Raw genomic sequence first — 18,043 nt, forward strand, 5'->3', positions numbered from 1 at the left:
TCAGCGACATGGCACGCGGATTGGCAGCGCTCAAGCCGATTGATACGCCCTTGAAGCATACCGCCGCGCTCCAGATCGTCCGCAATGCCGTGGGCGGCCCAGCCATGCTCAACTGGGCAGTGACCGCGGGCGTGGGCGGGGAAACCGTCGACGCTGATGGGCGCCTTCTGCTCCTCACCACCATCCTGGCTGAGCGCAAATGGGATGATGCGTATGCCCTGGCATCGATCATCACTGAGGCGGACGTGGACCAGGCGCCTGCGCTCAGCCTCCATCTGGGACGAGCACGGCTGATTAGATCGCTGATCGCCGAGGAACTGAAGGCGCTGGTCGCCTTCAGCCAGCCGATCGACTTGCGGACCTTTCCCTTGGGAGACACGCCTGACCAACTGGCGGATCGCCGTGCCGCGGCGACGCACTTCCATCGCAGCTGGCGGGACGGCACCGTGCTTGGTTGTGACGACACCGCGATCCTGGCGCGCACCTTCGCCTTGTGGCTCGACTTGCGTGATCCTGACAGCGCCGCGGCTGCGATCGAAGCGCTTGACGCGGGGCTTCGCGGGTCCGACGCCATTGCGCTGGTCCCGCTCGGCCTGGCCTTTGGCGCACTCCTCGACCGCGATGTAATCGAGCGAGAACTGGACCGCCAGGCCGCGCTCGATCCGCTGGGCGACGGCCATGCCGCGGTTGCCCGGCTCTCGCTCGTCCTCGAGCAGCCCAATGCGGGGGCCAGCGCGGACTATTTCGACCGGTACCGGAACCTGTTCGAGCGTCACCTGACCCGGGAGGGCATGGCCGAAGTCGAGATCAAGGCGTTGATGGCCGCTGGCCGACACGCCCAGGCACGCCAACGCCTCGCCGACTATCTGCCGGACCTCGACCCCGCGTTCGCGGCCCAGGCGCAGATATTGATCGAGGTTGCACCGCAGGGCTCGATGGTCGCGATGGCCGAGCAACTCTACGCCACGGTCCCCTCGACCCATAATCTTATGCAGCTGACCCAATCCTTGGCGATCGAAGGCTATTCAGAGCGTTTTTGGGATTGCGCGCGCCGGCTGATCGCCCAGACCGGATCAGCCGTCGACGCGACGATGGTCGTGCGCTTTCTCGAGGCGCATCAGCGCTTCGCCGAACTCCGGCAGATCTTCACGGACTTTCCCGACATCGTACCGGCATCGCCGGAGTTGCGGGCAGCCAAGGCCTGGACTGACTGGCGCGACGGCGATCTCGTCGCCGCCGAACAGGGCCTTGCCGCGCTTCGCGCCGAGCGGGACGATCGCAATGACAGGGGCCTTTGGATCAACCTCCTGATTACGTCGGGCAGATGGCCGGAACTCGACGCGCATATCGAAAGCGAATGGGCGAACCGGTCATCGCGCAGCGCCGAAGAGCTGGTTGAGCTCGCGCAAATTGCCCAGCAACGCCAGTCCGACAAGGCGCTCGATCTGATCCGCGCTGCGGTTGAACGGGCGCCGGAAGAGCCGGAAGTGCTGCTGGCCGGCTATGTCTTGGGGTTAAACGCTGGCCTGGAAGACGATGCCGAAGTGCATCAGTGGTTCGAAGGGGCGGCGCGGACGTCGGGACCCGAAGGTCCGGTCCATCCGGCAGACCTTGAGCAACTGGTCGCCGACATGCCGCGTTGGGACCGGCACAGCACCGACATCTGGGACAAGCTGAAGGCGGGCAGCATTCCGATGCACGTTGCCGCCAAGCTGCTGCGCCGCCCGACACTCGAGCTCCAGCTCATCGCGATGATCGCCAACCAGAACGAAGCCGATCCCCGGCGTCGCTTCGCGGTGCCGCTGTTCAGTGGGGCGCCGGGCGAGATCGACTTAGCCATCAAGGACAGCACCCGGATAGCGCTCGATGGCAGCGCCACCATAAGCCTGGCCTTGCTCGGAATGCTGCCGCGTGTGATCGACCGTGGCGGCATCATCCTGCCCCACAATATGTTGGGCTGGCTGTTCGCGGAGCGTCAGCGCCTTGCCATCCATCAGCCGAGCCGGGTGCGCACCGCGCACCGTCACTCGCAAGCGCTACTCGCGAACAGGCTCCATGTCCATGTCCCGTCTCAACAGAGCCCCGGAGCCCTGATTGAGCAGGTCGGCCGGACGCTCGCCGCGATGCTGACCACGGTTCAGGTCGCCGAGCCGGATGGCCTGCAGCGCCTGATTGTCCGCTCCGCGCCCGTGACCAAGGTTGGTTCGTTCCGTGATGAGCCTGCGGATCTCTCGGCATATCGAGGGCATCTGGTCAGTTGCCAGCGCCTAATCGACAAGCTCGCTGAAGGCCATATCACCGAGGAGGCCGAAGGCTTTGCGCGGCACTATCTGGAGCGCGTGGAGACGCGCTGGCCCGGGGAGCCGGAGATCGCCGATGGCGCGGAACTCTATCTCGATGACCTGAGCGTCTCCTATCTCGATACCGCGCGGGTGTTCGACGCTCTGCAGCGAGGCGGTTTCAAGATCTTCGTCTCCGATCAGCTAGCCGACGAGGCGCGCGGCCTGATAGAGGCGGAACGGCGCGGCGCCGATGTCGAAGCTGCGATCGAGGTCGTTCGCGACAGCCTTTCGCGAGGTATCGCGCATGGAAAGGTTCGCCTCGGGCGTTCGCGCTCCGAAGAGGATCCCTTGTCCCATCCCAACATCGCGGTTGCCGAGCTCGCGGACGAGGTCGATGTGATCATCTCCGACGACCGCTATCTCAACCAAACTCGCGCCATTGAGAAGAACGGCAGGAGCGCTGCCGTTCTATCGAGCTGTGCCCTCATCGCCAGGCTATTTCCCGCCGACATGCTTGCCAAATATCGCGGTGGGCTGCGCCGTGCGGGCGCGCTTCTCGTGCCGCTCGACGGGGCGGAACTGCTTTCGCTCGTCGCACGCAGCAAGGCGAAGGACGGGGTGATGCGCGAAACCGCGGAGCTGCGCGCGATCCGTGAAAACCTCCTGCTCGTTCAACAGCGAGGATTCCTGCGGCTTCCGGCGGAAGATGCCTGGCTACACCGCGCGCGTCAGGGAATATCCAGCGTCATCCACGCGCAATGGGCCGGCGTCGAGGATGCACTGGCTCGCGCCCGCTGTAACTGGCTGTTCGGACTGCTCGACATGCGGCCGTGGATCGCTGCCGTGACGGAAAGCGAGGGCGGGTTGGCGGCGAGCTATGGCCATGTGCTGTCGCTGGGCAGTCTCATGATCCGCCAAGTCGAGCTCTCGGCTGCGGATCAGCAGCGTATGGAGGCGTGGCTCTACGAGGAGGTGCTGGTGCCAGCCCAGCATAGCGATCCGGACGCCTATCGCTTTCTGCTCAAGACCCTGCGCTCGATGATCGCGGAGCGGGTGACGGTGAACCCCGGCGCTGGCGACGGCACGGGCTTGGGTGCCGCGATGACAAGCGCGGAGATGCTCAGCTTCTACCCCAAGAAGATGCAACTGGCGCTGGTCGAGGATGATGACTTCCGCGAGGCGGTCGGCGTAGAGGTCCAATCCGGGCTCGTGTTCGAAAGCGACGTTCAATTCGATCGCACTCCCTTTTTCAATCACCTCCGTGCCCTGCATGCCGGCGAAGCGCAGCGCGAGATGCACGACGACGCCGGCAAGTCCTGGACGCTGTCGCTGGAGCGCAACGGCGATGGCCCCGCGCTGCTTCTCGACAACCGTGAACGCAGGATTGGCTTACCACCGTTGAGGGTGCTGCACGCAGACCCCGAGGTCCGCCTAGCCGAATTGGCAGCCAATCTCGATGCAGCCGGCCTGGCGCCCGATGCCTATCCCGAATGGCGTGACGTCCTCGCGCTCCGCGAGCTGAAGGACGAAGAGATCGTACCATTCGAGCGGCTCTTCATCGCGACGCCGGCAGCCTTTCTCCAGCGTTTGCCCCAAGTGCTGGCGCAGAGCGGCGGGGTCGCGATCGAGTCGATGGTGCCCGATAGCCGGACCTATTTTGAGCATCTGTGCGGTGCGGAGATCGCCGGCAGCATCGACGAGCTTATTCAGCAAATTCTGCCGTGCCATGTCGCGCGGCTGCTGGCATGGGATCCGCTCGAGGCCGCCAAGGTCGCCCTGGCACTTGCGTCCCATTCTGCGATCATCCCAACCGGACCGTTGCCAGGCCTGCCATTCGAAACCATCGAGGCGCTGCTGCGCTGGGCGATCGAAGTCGACGACCCCTGGTCGAAGGGTGGCGCGATCGAACTCGGCCTTCTGACCGTGGCGCGGCACCCGTCGATCGAACCATCGGTGATCATCCTCTACGAACAACTGCGCGATCTGGACTCGGACGACGAGACTGGCCCGCTGCACCAAATGATGGCCTCGCTCATCGTGACGGGCGGTGAACTCGCAAGAACCAAGGTGCTGGCGGACTGGCCGCCCTTCCAGCGCCGGCTCGCCACCTTCGCGCATGCCGCGCTTCTCTTGCGGACGCTCCGTGCGAATCCGCCCCACTCGGACTTTGCCGAGTGGGCGAGCCATACCCGTGCCCGGCCCTTCTACTTCCAGGCCTCCATCGACCAGCAGCGTGAGCCGCGATGGCACCCGGAGGCGATTTCGCCGATCTATCTCAAGGCAGAGCTGCTCGGGCGGATCCATAATGCCGCGATGCGCGAAGGGCTGGTGATCCCGCCAGGCAGGTTGCACGATCTGATGCGCGGAACAGGCAAGGACAGTCTTGGCGGGAACCTCATCTTTCCGGAAAGCTTCGGCCCGGGACCGCTCGAGGGTGTGGATGGTGTGGACCTAGGCGAGATCCCGACGGCGTTTGCCTCTACCCTCGACACCGCTCTGGAGCCGGATGTTCTGACCCCGACCAGTATCTTGGGCTTGATCAACCTGCGGGGATTGTTCCCGCTGGGCGAGGCGCGGGTCGGGCAGGTGGTCGAACTGATGCGGAAAAACGGTCATCGCTTCGCCGCCGCAACCAGCCCCGGATCGCGCGAGTTGCTATTCATGGGCCTTGCCGGTGTCGCAGCTATCACGCGCAGTGCCGATCTCGCCAACGAGCTGCGCATGCTGGTGCGCAAGAACCGGATTGATGGCGCGGCGCCGCCCGATGCGCAGCGTGAACTGCTGATTTGCCTGACCGCCGCCGCGGCGCATGCTGATCGAGAGGGATGGCGGTCGATGATCGGCAATTGGGCGGAGGAACTCGCCCATACGCTGAAGGAGCAGTCAGTCGCGAACGGCTTCCTCGATGATCTCCAGCTCGTTTGCTCGATTGCCCCGGATCTGCGCCGTGCCCTGACACCCGCCATCGCCGCCGCCGCCGGATTCGCCGGCATGCCATGACGTCAGGCAAGGTCGCTCAGTGTCGCTGACGACCATCTCGCTCATGGTACATTTGGATCGACTGCGAATGGGCTCGCCTCGATACGGGGCGCAGGCGATGGTTGCCTGCGCCCAAGAATGAGGGTCCGCTTCTCGCGCGTGATTGTCTGAAAGCTTCCATTCCGCAATCGGCCAGTCGCGCGCATTCTTGGAACGACGATCGGGGCTTCAGGAATGGCAGGTGTTGGATAGGGGCCTGCCATTCCCGGCCCGGCTCACGAAAGTCGGTTTTGTCCCAGAGCCGTTCCTTGCCTATACTCTTTTGTGGCCCGACCGAGACGGGCGCCTCAGCTTCAACTGCGAGCATATAGTTCCGGCCGGAAGCATGCGAATTTCAACCTCGCATCGCGCGCCTCCTTGAGCCCGGAGGTGATGGCGGCCAGCATGTAGTGAAAACCGCGCCTCGCTATCGCGGCTTGAAGTGTGCCGCGCTTTTCCATCGTCATGTGTCCGAGACCTTGGGTTGTTGATCCGTAACACTAACGAAAGCCTCGGCAGAAAGCCTCCTTACTTTGCCCGCGGATGACGGAGGGGAACAGTCAATGCGTCTAATCGCATCCGCTTGTCCAAAAGCATGACATGGCATGTCCTGTCAGTCGCATTGCACCCCGTAGTTCGATACGCTTGGGTCCTCGTTGTCGCCGACGGTGGTGACACCAAGCTTCGCCTTGCCCTTGCGATAATCGAAGCTGCAATAGCCGAACCCGGTGCCCGAGCAGCTGTCCACTTCGGTCACGCCTAGCTGCGCCAGTGCCTGTTCGCGCTCGTCGATGCGGTCATCGGGGGTCCCGTGGTTCACCGGGCTCCAGCCTCCCGCGATCAGTTCCTTGCGGGCGCGGGTGATGGGCATTTCATTGATCGTTGGCACTGAGCCGCCACAGGTCTGCTCCTCGGCAGCGAGCTTGCCGATCACCAGGCCTTGCGCGCTGCGGCGAATGTCCGCGATTGGCGCGGGAACGATGTCGCCATGCCAGATGCGCGCGCCGTCCTTGCCGAAGGGCTGGATGCGGCCGATCGTCTCCTTGCTGCCCGAACCGGCATAGGCGACGGCGCGCAAGGTGGTGCCCTCGAACACGCCGACATTGCCCTTGCTCACAAAGCACGAACCGCTGGTGCCCGGCTCGAACGAACCGGCGAAGCTGACCAGCTGGTAATCGCCGACCTTCGCTTCTCCGGTCACGCCCCAGCCCGCCCCGGCAACCGCGCGTGCGGCGGCGGACTTGGCATCGATGACCTGCCCCGCACATTCCGAGCGGCTGGCCGCGCTGGCGGGCGCCCTGGGCAGCTGCGATACCGGATCGAAGGCGAGTTCCCTGATCTCGGAGGTGAAACCGGCGTTCTCCTCGGCCATCGCCGCCTCGGACATGACGCCGGTGGCGGCTTCGGACGCGGTATCGCTCGCACCGCCGCCGGGACCATGCTCGCCTGAGGAGCAGGCCGCCAGCAGGGCCAGTGCGCTCATCGCGGTCGGAAGGAGTAGCTGCTTCATCAAGAGTGTGCCTTTCAGTTCGATCTAGGGGAAGCCGGATCACTCCGGCGTATCGACAGATTTCCTATCGCAGGTGGTTTCGTAAATGGCGCAAATGCCACGAAACCAGGCGGTTCCGAAGGTCATCATGTCACGAACGTCGCTGTCGTCGTGATAGGTCAGAAGCACCCAGTCGCCGCTGCAGCCGCGGATCTCGCCGATCCGGTAGACTTCGGTCAGCCATCTGTCGCCAAGGTCGACGATGCGCGGCGAGGCGGCATCCGGCAGCAGATAGCCGCGCGCGGACTGCACGCCGATCTTCACGGTGTCGGACGAGACCCACCCTTCTCCCGCGTAGACCTCGCGGTGAGGATGGCCGGCCTGCTCGTTCTGCGCATCGGACGCATGGGCGATGTGCAGCCAGCCGGGAGCGGTGCCGATCACATCGAGATAGACCGGATAGTCGCGCGTCTGGTCAGGGGCGGGCAGCGTGCCGAGGAGCGCAGACTTGTCGTCGGGCGCGGCCATGACGCGCACCGCCCCGCCCTCCCAGCGTTGCCATGCACCGAACACGCACTGCGTCGGCCCAGTCGGCACGTTCGCCTGCGGCGGCAGTGGACCGAGCCTGCGCGCCAAAGCCGGAGCTTGCGCAGCCAGAAGCGCGATGACTGATACGGCCACGGTGACAAGCCGGCTCATGACGGGCACGACCCGGCAAGGACGCGCGAACCACCCCTGCCGTTGTACCAGCGCGACTGCGCGCCGGTTGCCGAATAACAGACCCGCGTACGATTGCTGGCCGGGTTGAAGTAGATCGCCCAGTTGCGCCGGTCGCAGGCATGCTGCTGACAGCCGATGACGACGAGCTCCGCGTTCTCACGCTTGACCTGGGGAAACGGGCTGCCCTTAGCATCAAGCAGCCATGCGCGCGCCTTGGGATCGCTCACCGCGCGCGTCACCGCCGCGCGAACCGCCGGGTGGTCGAGGAAGCTGACGCCGTCCACCTTGTCGAAGGGATACTTGCCGACATAGGCCTCCACCGGCGGCGCCTTTGCAGGCGGAGCGGCAAGGGCGGCGGCACTTGCAAGGAAGGTCAGCGCCGTAACCGCGATACGTGTGGCAATCATTGACCGGTTCATTCCATGTCGGCCTGCCGGCGCTTCATGTGCAGTAGGAAGCCGTGGAGCAGTTCGGTAGACAGGCCGTGCAGCACCAGCCGGAAGCCCGCACGCAAGGTGGAGTGCGGCACCAGCGGATGGCCGTTAACGATCATCGCGAGGTGCTTTTCCTCTCCCGTCAGCCGCGCGGCGTAAAGGCCGATGGTCTCGTCCAGCTGCAGCGAGTTCGTGGCCCGCCAGAAATCGCGGTCCGTGAGGAACATCGCATAAGCGGGGGTGTAGCACTCGATGGCGGTCTGAAGGTCGATTACGTTGAAGCCGCCACGCGGCAGTTCCTCCAGCTCGACATCCTCGGCGATGGCGGAGAAGTCGATCCGCGCCACCTTTTCGATGTCCTTGCCGCGCCGGTCCAGTTCGGCGTTCAGGCCGATCAGGTAGTTGTAGATGTTGAGGTCGTGGTTGAGGAACAGGTTGGCGCGCACGTCGTCGATGCGGCGCGGGGTCATCGGCTCCAACTGCGGGTGAAAGCCCGGCGTCGCATTGTCCGAGATGAAGCGCAGGATCTGCGCGCCCAGATGGAAGTGCCGCAGGATCAGCCGGTTGGCGTCGGGGGTGAGGAAGTGCTTCATCCCGAAGGCTATGCTGGCGTGCAGGAAGCGCGGGGCATGCGGCCAGCGCGGCGTCACGGTATGGACGAGCTGCGCGATGACGATCCACATCCGCGCGAAAGGTCGCACGATGGGCAACAGGAACTGGCGGCTGCGCGAACGCTGGTCGCGGATCAGCGCGGCCTTGGCCGCAGGCGCGATCGGCAGCGAGCGGTCCATTGACAGCGCCAGCCACGGATCGGGATCGCTGCGGTCCCAGCTGTCTAGGCCGGGGATGTCTTCAGACATTGTCGAGTTCTTCCAGCTGCAACCGGTAGAGCCGCGCGACGATGCGGGCATGGCGTACCACCGCCGTTGCCGTGGCAGCATCGATGACCGCCATCGCCAGCGCGCGGTCGAACATTTCCAGATGGTCCTCGTCGTTCTCGCCGTGATAGGCCAGGAAGCTGACGGCATCTTCGTCCAGTGCCAGCTGCGCGCGGATCGCCTCGGCCCATGGCCCGGCCATGCGGTTGCCCAGGCCCTCGATCACGAACATCGCGCCGAGCAGCCCGACCGGGTTCGCCTGCGACGCTGCATGGAACATGAAGGCCGAAAGCGCTTCGGAGCCGATGTTCTTGACCCCGTACCGGATCGCCTCGCGCGCGCCGCCGGCAGCGACGTAGTTGTCCTCCAGCATGCGATAGTCGCGGTGCTCGGCCGCCGCGTGGCGGATGAACAGCGAGCGCAGGTCCTCGTGCTCCACGTTGGAGGCCGCGCGGCTGATCCAGCGGCCGCCGTCCACCACCTGCTGGCGCAAGTTGAACAGCAGGCTGCGATAGTCCTCAATCCGCAGCCGTCGCGAAAGCAGCCGCGCGATCACCGGGACCTGCGCCAGCCCGCTCTCGAACTCGATCCACACGCGGGCCAGGCCCCGATGGGCCGCTTCCAGATGCCCGGTTTCCAGATCGGCGACCTCAAGTACCTCGGTCATGGTTCTTCTCCGTCCACCACGGTCATCATCGCATAGGCCATCACGCACTGGCCGCTCTCGGGCACGGCGCACAGGACCGTCTGGCCCGCTGCCAGCCTGCCCGAGCGCAGCAGGTCGTCGAGCAGCAGGAACAGCGAGGCCGCACCGACATTGCCCTTTTCATAAAGGTTGGTGAACCAGCGGTCCTCGGGGATCAGGCACCCGGCCTTGTGCGCCAGCGCCACCATCTCGTCGCGCAGGCTGCGGGCGGAGAAATGGCATAGGAAATGGTCAACCCCGGCAGGATCGACCCGCCCCTCGTCGACCAGCCGCATCAGTTCGCCCAGCCATACCGGCAGCATGCGGTGCAGCGCCTCGACATCCTGCCGCAGCTGGAAAGCGCCTGCCTGCGCGGCCTCGGCGATCGTGGGGAAATGGCTCCAGGGCACAAGGGCGCCCTGCCCGTTCTCCGGCCCGTCTACAGCCGCGCCGGCGGTCATGCACGGGGCGAACCGATCGGCGAAGGAGCGCAGCGAAATCCAGTCGATCCGCAGCGACAGCCCGCGCGGCGCCGGGCGGTCCTCCACCAGTACCCCGGCAGCGCCGTCGCTCAGCGTCCAGCGCAGGAACTCGGCATCGCCCGGCAACGTGCCATCGGCATTCATCGCGGCCGTGCCGTGATAATGACCGGGCCGGAAGTAGCGGCTGGAAAACTCCGCCCCCACCGCCAGCGCGGCGGCGTGCTCTCCGGCGGAGACCTGCAACGCGGCAGACTTGAGCGCCATCATCGCACTGGCGCAGACGCTTTGCAGGCTGGCGATCTCCAGCGGCGGCAGGCCGGACGCGGCATGGAGGCCACTGGCCAGCCCCGGCACCATTAGGTCGTTCTGCGTAGTGGCGGTGGCGAGGTAGCCCACCGCGCGCCGGTCCAGCCCCGAGCGGGCGAACAGATCGTCCAGCGCCGCCGCGCCCAGTCTTGCCAGCGTCCAGCGGGTGGTCCCGTCGGGGCGCATGGCATAATGGCGGCTGCGAATGCCGTTGCGGCGCAGCGTCAGCCTGCCGAGCCGCTCCGCCTGCGGCGAAAGACGGCCGATATAGTCAGCCATCGCAGCGTTGGATACCGGTTCTCCGGGCAGAAACTGCCCCGATCCGGTTACATAGGCACGCATTCAACACGCTCCCGAAGTCTTGGACGAATCATCGGAAGGCCTGTGATGGCAAAATTATGATCGGTGTTCAATATAATTCTGGACGGCGATCAATTGCGCCGTCCGGAGAACAGTTTCAACAGCTTGCGCGCGCGGCCGAAAGGCTTTCGCGAACGCGGGCCAGCGCCAGCGCCATCGGCTCCTTTTCGCCCATCAGCGCGAACGAGCCGTTGATATCAAACATGCAGTGGCCGTGCACCGTCGCCACCAGCGAGCGGGCCAGACGCGGCGCCTCGCCCTGGCAGGAGGGCGGGAGCACGGCGCGCACTTCCTCCACCACCACCTCCGTCAGCTGGCCGCGCAGCACGTCATGCTCGGGCGGCATCGTCACGTCGGGCGGAAGGTGGTGATCGTAGATCGCCATCCATGCGTTGCGGTTGGCACGGGCAAATCCAAAGTAGCCTTCCACCAAGGCACGGATGCGGTCGTCTCCACTCCTGCTCAACGCGTCACGGATGTAATTCGTCCACAGAACGAAAGTGCGCGTGTTGATGGCAATCATAAGAAGATCGTAAGTGCCGAACACATTGTACAGCGTGCCGATCGAATACCCGATCCGCTTGGCGACTTCCCTTGCCGAAAACCGCGCGAAGCCCACGTCCGCCATGTGTTTGTGGCCCTCGACGATGAGCATCTGCTCCAGCTCTTTTCGGCTGTGATCTGATCTGCGACCCATAGTCGTTCATTATAGTAAACGATATCAAAATGTACAGCGTTGAATTTTTAATTGATCGTCGATCAATTGGCGGATAAACCTTTGGCCAGAATCAACAGCTTGGATACACCATGTCCCTGATGTCCGCCTTGTCCGATCAGGAACGCCGCGCCGAGACCCGCCCAATGTCCGGTACTTGGCTTGTCGTACATCCTGTCCATGCTTGGTTCGCCGCAAAGTTGGACAAGGGAGAACCCGCCGTGCGAAAGTTATTCCGCTACGCCATGCCCGTGATCGCCGCAGCAGCCTTGATGGCCGGCGGCGGCAGTGCCTCCGCCCTGACGACGCCGCCCCCCGACCGGGCGGTACTGGCGCTCGGCACCCTTGCCCCGGCCGATCTCGACGTTGCCAAAGGCCCCGGCAAGACGTTCCTCGCCTCGCTGTTCCCGGGCGAGAGCGCTCCCTGCCCGTTGCCGACGGGCCAGAACCCCGATTTCGACGGCGCCTGCATGTGGTCCAAGGACGACAACGATGAGGATTTCGACCTGCTCATCGGCATCGAGAATCATGCCGTCGTCAGCGTCGTCACACCTTGGCCCCGCCAGCTCGATGCGCATATCTGGGCCTGCGAGCCGGTAGATCCGGCTACTGCGGACAATTTCCTGGCCGTGTGCAGCGTCCAGTCCGCCACTCCGGCGCGCCGCGCGCACTGGGCGAGCAGCTGGCGCGCCTTCCTGAACGCCGTGAACTGAGGCACACCGTCATGACCATAACCGCAAGGCTTTTGCTTGTCGCCTCCATGCTCTCGGTCTGTGCGCCCCCCGCCTTCGCGCAAACCGCGCACGATCCGTTCCCGCCCAGTTACAACGCGGCAATGACTGCGCTGTGCCGCTCTGACACGCAGGAGCAAGCCTGCATGATCGGCGATCAGGAATGGTCGTACTGGTTCAGCTTCGACACCGCCGTAACCGGCAATAAGACCTACACCGCGATCGCGATCGGTCGTCCGCGAGGTGGCGCAGGCGATCTGCTCGGCCCGACCGCGAAGATGCCGATCGCGCAGGTCACGTACAAATTGCGCGGCGACGCCTGGACGCTGATCGGGCGGCAAATCGATCTCGGCGCGGTCTACGTCAACAATACCGGCAACCCCTCGATGTCTGACGACGACGGCGATGCCGCCTATCTGGAACAGCCCCTGGCGGGCGGCGGAGTGCTGGTCGGCTATCCCACTGTGACGATGGCGGGCGGCGGCGTGAACCTGCATGGCCATGCGCTGTTTCGCTCCGACCCGGCAAAGCCCGGCATGTGGTCCTTCGGCGGGGAGATCGTCGATGCCTCCGACAACTGGAACGACTGCGATCAGGAGACCGCGCCGGAGCGGTGCTATCGCTCCTGGGGCAAACTGGCGTTGACCGGCAGGACCATCGCCGGCTGGCCGGAACTGCAGTCCACGCAGACGGGCACCCTGCCCGGACCTGACGGTAAGGCCCGGCGCGCCAAGCCGGCCGACGGCTCGCTCTGGCGCTTCAGTATCGCCAGCCATGCCTACGAATCCAATTCCCCCCGTTAACGGAGCACGCCATGATCCGAACTTCCCTAATGATCGCAGCACTTGCTGGCGCCACCAGCGCCGTGCCCGCCATGGCTGCAGCCCCCGCCTGCCCCGGCAAGACCTTCGACATTTTCCTCGCCGCATTCGCCGCCAATGCGGATATCCAGCGCGCCCATGTCGCTGATCCGCTGTCGTCCGGCCAGATCGATGCGCAGGCCCAGCCGGAACCACGCATGGTGACGTCCAGCCTGCCCAGGGCAGCGCTCGGCTTCCCGATCATGCCGCTCGGGGCTGAGCGCCGCCGCGAGGGCCTTGAAATGCGCACCGCACCCAAAGGCGGCGGCAAGTTCGAAGTCGTGCTGGCCAAGCCGGATACCGGGTATCAGTTGCGCTACCAGTTCCAGCCGGTCGGCGCCTGCTGGCAGCTGTCCGCGATGACCGACGAAACGATGTGAGGAACCAGCCATGCACCGCCGACTGACATTCGCCGCCGCGCTCGCGCTGGCCGTATCGACAACGCCAGCCCTTCCCGCCCCTCAGGCCATCGCCGCCCCGGCGCGGCAGGGCTTTGACCAGTTCTTTACAGGCTTCCGCGCTGCGGTTCTGGCCGGGGACAAGGCAAAGGTTGCCGCCATGGCCGCCCTTCCGTTCAGGGACTTCGCAGGCGGCGAAGTGGACCGCAGCGCCGCCACGCGCGCGAAGTTCCTCGCCCGGTACGACCAGATATTCACCCCCGCAGTGATCGCCGCGATCCGCGCAGGCAAAGTCCGCCCCTTCAAACCCGGCAGCGACGATGGCGAGGCCCCCGGCCCGATCGCTAAGGGCGAATACCTGCTCGATGCGCCAGACTTCGCCAACCAACTGGTGTTCTCGCCCAAGGGCGGCACGTACGTACTCAGCCGCGTGCCATTCTACTCCTGAATTTTTTGAACATCGATCAAATCATGAATTGATCGATGTTCATTAATGCCGCATCATGGTGTCTGCAAACGGATTTGACGAAAACGCTCTGCCGTAAAATGGCATGGCAATCGCGGGCCGTCAGACACCCGAAGGCTAGGATACAGCCATGAACATTCTCACTCCACAGGATGAAACGGACACCGAACCCGCCAACTGGACGATGCGCGCATGGGGCCTGGCCCTGCTGGGTGGGCTGTCCGGTCTGCTAATCTATTGGATTATACGCCCCGACAAGTACTTGCCGAACCTCGATCACGCGGACCTGCGTGCGGCGGCCGCAAGCTTCGTCGCGATGGCCGCACTACTGTTCGGCTTTCTGGTCGAACGCGGGAGGCTGGGCTGGGATGTCGCCTTCGCGCTGGTCGGCGGCGCGCTGGTGGGTCTGACGGTCTACTTCAACGGTCCGTTCGGCGAAGGAGAGGATGCCTGGCGCGTGGCCTGCGCCGCGCTGGCGGTCGCGATCTGCACGCCGCTGTTCCAGGCATGGCGCGGCGCGCAACCCACCGAAGGCGCGCTGAACCGCACGATCCCCTATCCCGAGGCATACCGCCATGCCTGGACCGACGTAGTACTCTGGCTTTCCGCATGGGCTTTCGTTGGCGTGGTCTGGGCGATGGCCACGCTTCTGGGCCAGCTCTTTAAACTGATCGGCATCGTCATCCTCGCCGATCTCCTGGACGACACCTGGATGATGCTGACGCTGAGCGGCGCCGCGCTGGGTGCGGGGGTGGCCATGCTGCGCGACCGTGATCGTATCCTCGCGCTCATACAGCGGGTGGTGACGACGATCCTCTCGGTCCTCGCTCCGCTGCTGGCGGTCGGGCTGGTGGTGTTTCTCGCAGCGATCCCGTTTACCGGCCTCGGGCCCTTGTGGGGCGCCACGCGTTCGACCAGTCCGATCCTGCTGAGCTGCATCATTGGCGCGCTGTGCCTGGCCAACGCGGTGATCGGCGAGGAGCAGCCGCATGAATCGCGCAGCCCCCTGCTGCGCGCCAGCGTCGGCGCGCTGGGCCTGTGCATGCTGCCGCTGGCGCTGATCGCGGCGCTCTCCACGGGACTGCGCATCCACCAGTACGGTCTGACGCCCGACCGGCTGTGGGCAGTGATCTTCACTGGGATCGCCTGCGCCTATGGCCTCGCCTACATCGTCACGCTGGCGCATCGCCGGCTTGGTGCGGCGCCGTACCTTCGCACCGCGAACTTGCGCCTTGCCATGGGCCTTGCGGTGCTGGCGCTGGTACTGGCCACCCCGCTGCTCAACTTCGGCACGATGTCGGCGCGCGATCAGGTGGCGATGCTGGAAAGCGGCCGCGTTCCCCTCAAGCAGTTCGACTGGGCCGCGCTGCGTTTCGATTTCGGCCGGGCCGGGAAGGACGCCGTGGCCCGGCTGGCGAAGGAAGGCCGCACGAAGGAAATCCGCGCTGCCGCCGCATATGCGCTCAAGGAAAACAGCCGTTATGCGCTCGAACCGCGCCAGTTAGCGGAAGGCAAGCCGCAACCATATAATCGCGATCATCTTATCGTTCTCCCGAGCGGCTCGCAATTGCCCGCCGCTCTCTACGACCAGCTGAGCAGCTATTCGGCCTGCTACACCAGTGCCGCCTGCGTGGTCTGGTACGCACCGGGCAGCCGCGAGGCGGTGATCGTCACCAACAATGGATCGACCCGCTATCGTCTGAGCAACGCAGCTTGGGCCCCCAATGAGCGTAATCCAGTGCGCACTGCGGAACAAAATCAGCGTATCGAAAATGGTCTCACCAAAGGAAAGGTGGAGGTGCGAACCATCACCCGCCGCCAAGTGTATGTAGACGGCCTGCCGGTAGGCGAGAATTTCGATTGAGCCGCATTCCCACCCCCAACCTGCTTGAGGTAAACGCATGCCCCCTATCTTGATGATGGCCGCCGTCCTTGCCGCCTCCCCGCCTGCGACAGGACAAAACTTCGAGCCGCTCACGCAGGCGGGCAAGGATGCTCCGCTCTGCACCGCCGAAGGTAGCCTGTGCGTCACTGGCACGCGCGAGGGTGCCTTCGCAGTCACGCGCAAGGGCAAGCTGGCTGCGCAGTGGACCGCGAAGAAGGGCCAGGACAACGAAGAGTTCCGCACCCTTCCCTCCGTGCTGCGCCTGAGCGACGGCAGCGGCGTTCTCGTCGGGATCGGTGTGCGGCGCAGCCAGATGTATTCCGGCGGCAATGCCGAAGTAATCTTTCAGCGCCTGATGCTGGTGCGCTGGGGGGAGGAGCCGGTCGCAGTGATGGAGACGCCATACAGTAGCGACATCTCGATCCGGGCCTGCTTCGATGAAAAAGACATGAAGCAGCGGCTCGATGCCTGCGCCGATCAATACACGCTGACGAGCACCCTGAAGGCGGTCCCCAATACGCACGGCAACATGCCGGATCTCATGCTGGCGATGAAGGCCACCAATTTCCCGCGTGGGGTGAACCGTCAGGCGGACTCGCTGGAGATGCCTGCGCTAACCCAGGCGGATCTCGTCGAAGAAACCGACAAGACTTGTACGTACAACCGCCGCTATACTTTTGATGCTGCGGCTCGCGCCTACCGACCCGATGCACCGCTGCCTCCTTGCGAGGATTTTACGGTTCCGTGACACCGTTCGCCTCAGGCTGAACGGCAACCCGGAAGAACGGCTCACCGCCCAGCGCGCAAGGACTTGCGGGCGCCATGGCGCTGTCGGTGACGACCATGACGGTTCCAAACCGGCCAAGTTCCACGCCGCGGCCGGGTTGTCCGTGCAGCGTCACCTTGCCCGCCAGCGCCGCGCCTTCCAGACTTCCCGTGACCCTGCAGATGCTTTGCCCGTAAGCTGGCTGCATCTCGACGATCATCGCGCTGCCGTCGTCGGTCACGGTGACCGCGCCGGTGAAGTTGCGCCAGGTTCCCGCGCGCAGCTGCGGCCCACCAAGGACCACCGCGTCCAGAAACGACGCACGTTCAGCCAGCATCGCCTGCAAGGATGCCGCATTGCCGCCCGAGGCCCGGAAGGCGAGACCGCGCAGTTCCTCGAAGTAATGCTGGTCGTCGGCCAGCGCCATGGCTGCATCTTCGGGAAGGTCCCGGCGCAAGGTTTCGAAGCGAGCCGCGATCCTGCGGTCGAGCGCGGCGGTCGCAGGATCGGAACAGATCGCGCGCGATACCTCGTCCATCTTCGCGGTGGCACAATCGAACGACGGGTCGGCCCCGGCTGCCGCATGCGCGGCCCCCGGTGCGACGATGGCCAGAGTGATGGCCGAAGCGATAGCGTAGCCAGGATTACTGACGGTCATGAACGGTCCTTCCTCAATCGCATTTTGGATCTGGAACCCAATCTGCCACAAAATACTCAACGTTCAATATATAATTGACCGATGTCTATTTATCCCGCACCTTACTCTCGCCACGATGGAGATTCGGACTCATGCGCAAGATCGCCCCCGCTTTTGTCGCTGTTCTGCTTGCAGCTTCGGCCCCTCCGGCGATCGCGCAGCCCGAACCGGCCGCGCGACTGACTTTGTGCCGCCCAGGGCCGGAAGCGCTCGGCGCCGACCCGGACACGCAGGCGCTCAGCACCGCGACCTGCCCTTACGACGAAACTGATCTGGCTGGGCGCATTGCACATCTGATCGAACGTGCCCTCGGCACTCGCATGGAGCATGTCGGCCTGGCGCTGAGCTTCGGGCTTCCGGGGATCAAGCCGATCCGCAGCGAACGCCGCATGACTGCGTATGCGACGATGGCAAGTGGCAAGGACTGGAAAATGCTGATCGCCGTCCGCGAGGCGGCCTTCCCGCTAGGCGACGACCACCCCGCCGTCTTCGAGACCGGCGCGGACCCGCGCCGTCTCGTCGAACTGGACAAGCTCGACGTCGAGATCAATCTGACGCTTGAGATCAGCAACGGCGCAACCGGCCCCGATGGTTGCCTAACAGCCGCGCGGCTGGCGGCAGCGGCGAAGAGCGCGGGGTGGCAGGACCTCACTACGCTTTCCCAGACGTTCGTGACCGATGGCGGCCCGGGCTACCCGCTCTATCGTGGGCCGGAAGGGCGCATCATGACCTTCACGCTCGATAGGCAGGAGGGCGGAGTGCCGACCGCGAAGGACATGGAAACCAGTTGCCTGCGCAAAGTCATGATCGCAACCGGTGCCAATACCCCGGAAGGACTAAAGCGCCGCACTCTCCCCGTGCCCTGACGCTT

The 18,043-nt window shown here is 64.8% G+C and carries 18 protein-coding genes; 8 read left to right on the top strand and 10 right to left on the bottom strand.

Going from position 1 to position 18,043, the window contains the following annotated elements; all coding sequences use genetic code 11:
• Positions 1-8: 8 nt before the first annotated feature.
• Positions 9-5,282 carry a hypothetical protein gene (locus tag TQ38_RS18650; RefSeq protein ID WP_043979647.1) on the top strand — a complete coding sequence of 1,758 codons (5,274 nt, stop codon included), beginning with the start codon at positions 9-11 and terminating at the stop codon, positions 5,280-5,282.
• 332 nt (positions 5,283-5,614) lie between these two features.
• On the opposite strand, the gene TQ38_RS30045 is transcribed toward TQ38_RS18650, so the two are convergent.
• From TQ38_RS30045 to TQ38_RS31320, 9 genes are all read right to left on the bottom strand, one after another.
• Positions 5,615-5,767 carry a hypothetical protein gene (locus tag TQ38_RS30045; protein WP_162792295.1) on the bottom strand — a complete coding sequence of 51 codons (153 nt, stop codon included), beginning with the start codon at positions 5,765-5,767 and terminating at the stop codon, positions 5,615-5,617.
• Positions 5,768-5,913: 146 nt separating this feature from the next.
• Positions 5,914-6,810, bottom strand: coding sequence for a hypothetical protein (locus tag TQ38_RS18655; protein WP_052505980.1), 897 nt, complete (start codon positions 6,808-6,810; stop codon positions 5,914-5,916).
• A gap of 39 nt (positions 6,811-6,849) precedes the next feature.
• Positions 6,850-7,488, bottom strand: coding sequence for a hypothetical protein (locus tag TQ38_RS18660; protein WP_052505981.1), 639 nt, complete (start codon positions 7,486-7,488; stop codon positions 6,850-6,852).
• Entirely contained in the window at positions 7,485-7,916 is a 432-nt protein-coding gene (locus TQ38_RS18665) for a hypothetical protein (RefSeq protein WP_052505982.1), read from the bottom strand. The genes TQ38_RS18660 and TQ38_RS18665 overlap by 4 nt, the downstream gene beginning before the upstream one ends.
• 8 nt (positions 7,917-7,924) lie before the next feature.
• Positions 7,925-8,803, bottom strand: coding sequence for a hypothetical protein (locus TQ38_RS18670; RefSeq protein ID WP_043979650.1), 879 nt, complete (start codon positions 8,801-8,803; stop codon positions 7,925-7,927).
• Positions 8,796-9,488 (bottom strand): iron-containing redox enzyme family protein, encoded by a 693-nt coding sequence (locus tag TQ38_RS18675; protein ID WP_043979652.1) that lies wholly within the window; start codon positions 9,486-9,488, stop codon positions 8,796-8,798. The genes TQ38_RS18670 and TQ38_RS18675 overlap by 8 nt, the downstream gene beginning before the upstream one ends.
• Positions 9,485-10,636: a 3-oxoacyl-[acyl-carrier-protein] synthase III C-terminal domain-containing protein gene (locus tag TQ38_RS18680; RefSeq protein WP_043979654.1), complete on the bottom strand. Its 1,152-nt coding sequence runs from the start codon at positions 10,634-10,636 to the stop codon at positions 9,485-9,487. The genes TQ38_RS18675 and TQ38_RS18680 overlap by 4 nt, the downstream gene beginning before the upstream one ends.
• A 115-nt stretch (positions 10,637-10,751) precedes the next feature.
• Complete coding sequence (locus TQ38_RS18685) at positions 10,752-11,309, bottom strand: TetR/AcrR family transcriptional regulator (RefSeq protein ID WP_240198141.1); 558 nt, start codon at positions 11,307-11,309, stop codon at positions 10,752-10,754.
• Positions 11,310-11,413: 104 nt separating this feature from the next.
• Entirely contained in the window at positions 11,414-11,542 is a 129-nt protein-coding gene (locus TQ38_RS31320) for a hypothetical protein (RefSeq protein WP_255417992.1), read from the bottom strand.
• A gap of 48 nt (positions 11,543-11,590) precedes the next feature.
• On the opposite strand from TQ38_RS31320, the gene TQ38_RS18690 reads away from it, so the two are divergent.
• The 6 genes from TQ38_RS18690 (at position 11,591) to TQ38_RS18715 (ending at position 16,457) form a co-directional block, all read left to right on the top strand.
• Positions 11,591-12,082 carry a hypothetical protein gene (locus TQ38_RS18690; RefSeq protein WP_162792296.1) on the top strand — a complete coding sequence of 164 codons (492 nt, stop codon included), beginning with the start codon at positions 11,591-11,593 and terminating at the stop codon, positions 12,080-12,082.
• 11 nt (positions 12,083-12,093) lie between these two features.
• Positions 12,094-12,903, top strand: a complete 810-nt coding sequence (locus TQ38_RS18695; RefSeq protein ID WP_043979663.1) for a hypothetical protein — start codon at positions 12,094-12,096, stop codon at positions 12,901-12,903.
• 11 nt (positions 12,904-12,914) lie between these two features.
• Positions 12,915-13,340, top strand: a complete 426-nt coding sequence (locus TQ38_RS18700) for a hypothetical protein (protein WP_162792297.1) — start codon at positions 12,915-12,917, stop codon at positions 13,338-13,340.
• A 10-nt stretch (positions 13,341-13,350) separates the two neighbouring features.
• Entirely contained in the window at positions 13,351-13,806 is a 456-nt protein-coding gene (locus TQ38_RS18705) for a hypothetical protein (protein WP_043979669.1), read from the top strand.
• A gap of 148 nt (positions 13,807-13,954) precedes the next feature.
• Positions 13,955-15,688, top strand: a complete 1,734-nt coding sequence (locus TQ38_RS18710) for a DUF4153 domain-containing protein (protein WP_043979673.1) — start codon at positions 13,955-13,957, stop codon at positions 15,686-15,688.
• A 37-nt stretch (positions 15,689-15,725) separates the two neighbouring features.
• Entirely contained in the window at positions 15,726-16,457 is a 732-nt protein-coding gene (locus tag TQ38_RS18715) for a hypothetical protein (protein WP_052505983.1), read from the top strand.
• Here the strand turns inward: TQ38_RS18715 and TQ38_RS18720 are convergent.
• Complete coding sequence (locus TQ38_RS18720) at positions 16,444-17,133, bottom strand: DUF1311 domain-containing protein (protein ID WP_162792298.1); 690 nt, start codon at positions 17,131-17,133, stop codon at positions 16,444-16,446. The two genes, TQ38_RS18715 and TQ38_RS18720, sit on opposite strands and share 14 nt — an antisense overlap.
• A 131-nt stretch (positions 17,134-17,264) precedes the next feature.
• On the opposite strand from TQ38_RS18720, the gene TQ38_RS18725 reads away from it, so the two are divergent.
• Positions 17,265-18,038 carry a hypothetical protein gene (locus TQ38_RS18725; RefSeq protein ID WP_043979676.1) on the top strand — a complete coding sequence of 258 codons (774 nt, stop codon included), beginning with the start codon at positions 17,265-17,267 and terminating at the stop codon, positions 18,036-18,038.
• The last annotated feature ends 5 nt before the right edge of the window (positions 18,039-18,043 follow it).

Source organism: Novosphingobium sp. P6W (genome assembly GCF_000876675.2).
In the GTDB taxonomy this organism is placed as follows: domain Bacteria; phylum Pseudomonadota; class Alphaproteobacteria; order Sphingomonadales; family Sphingomonadaceae; genus Novosphingobium.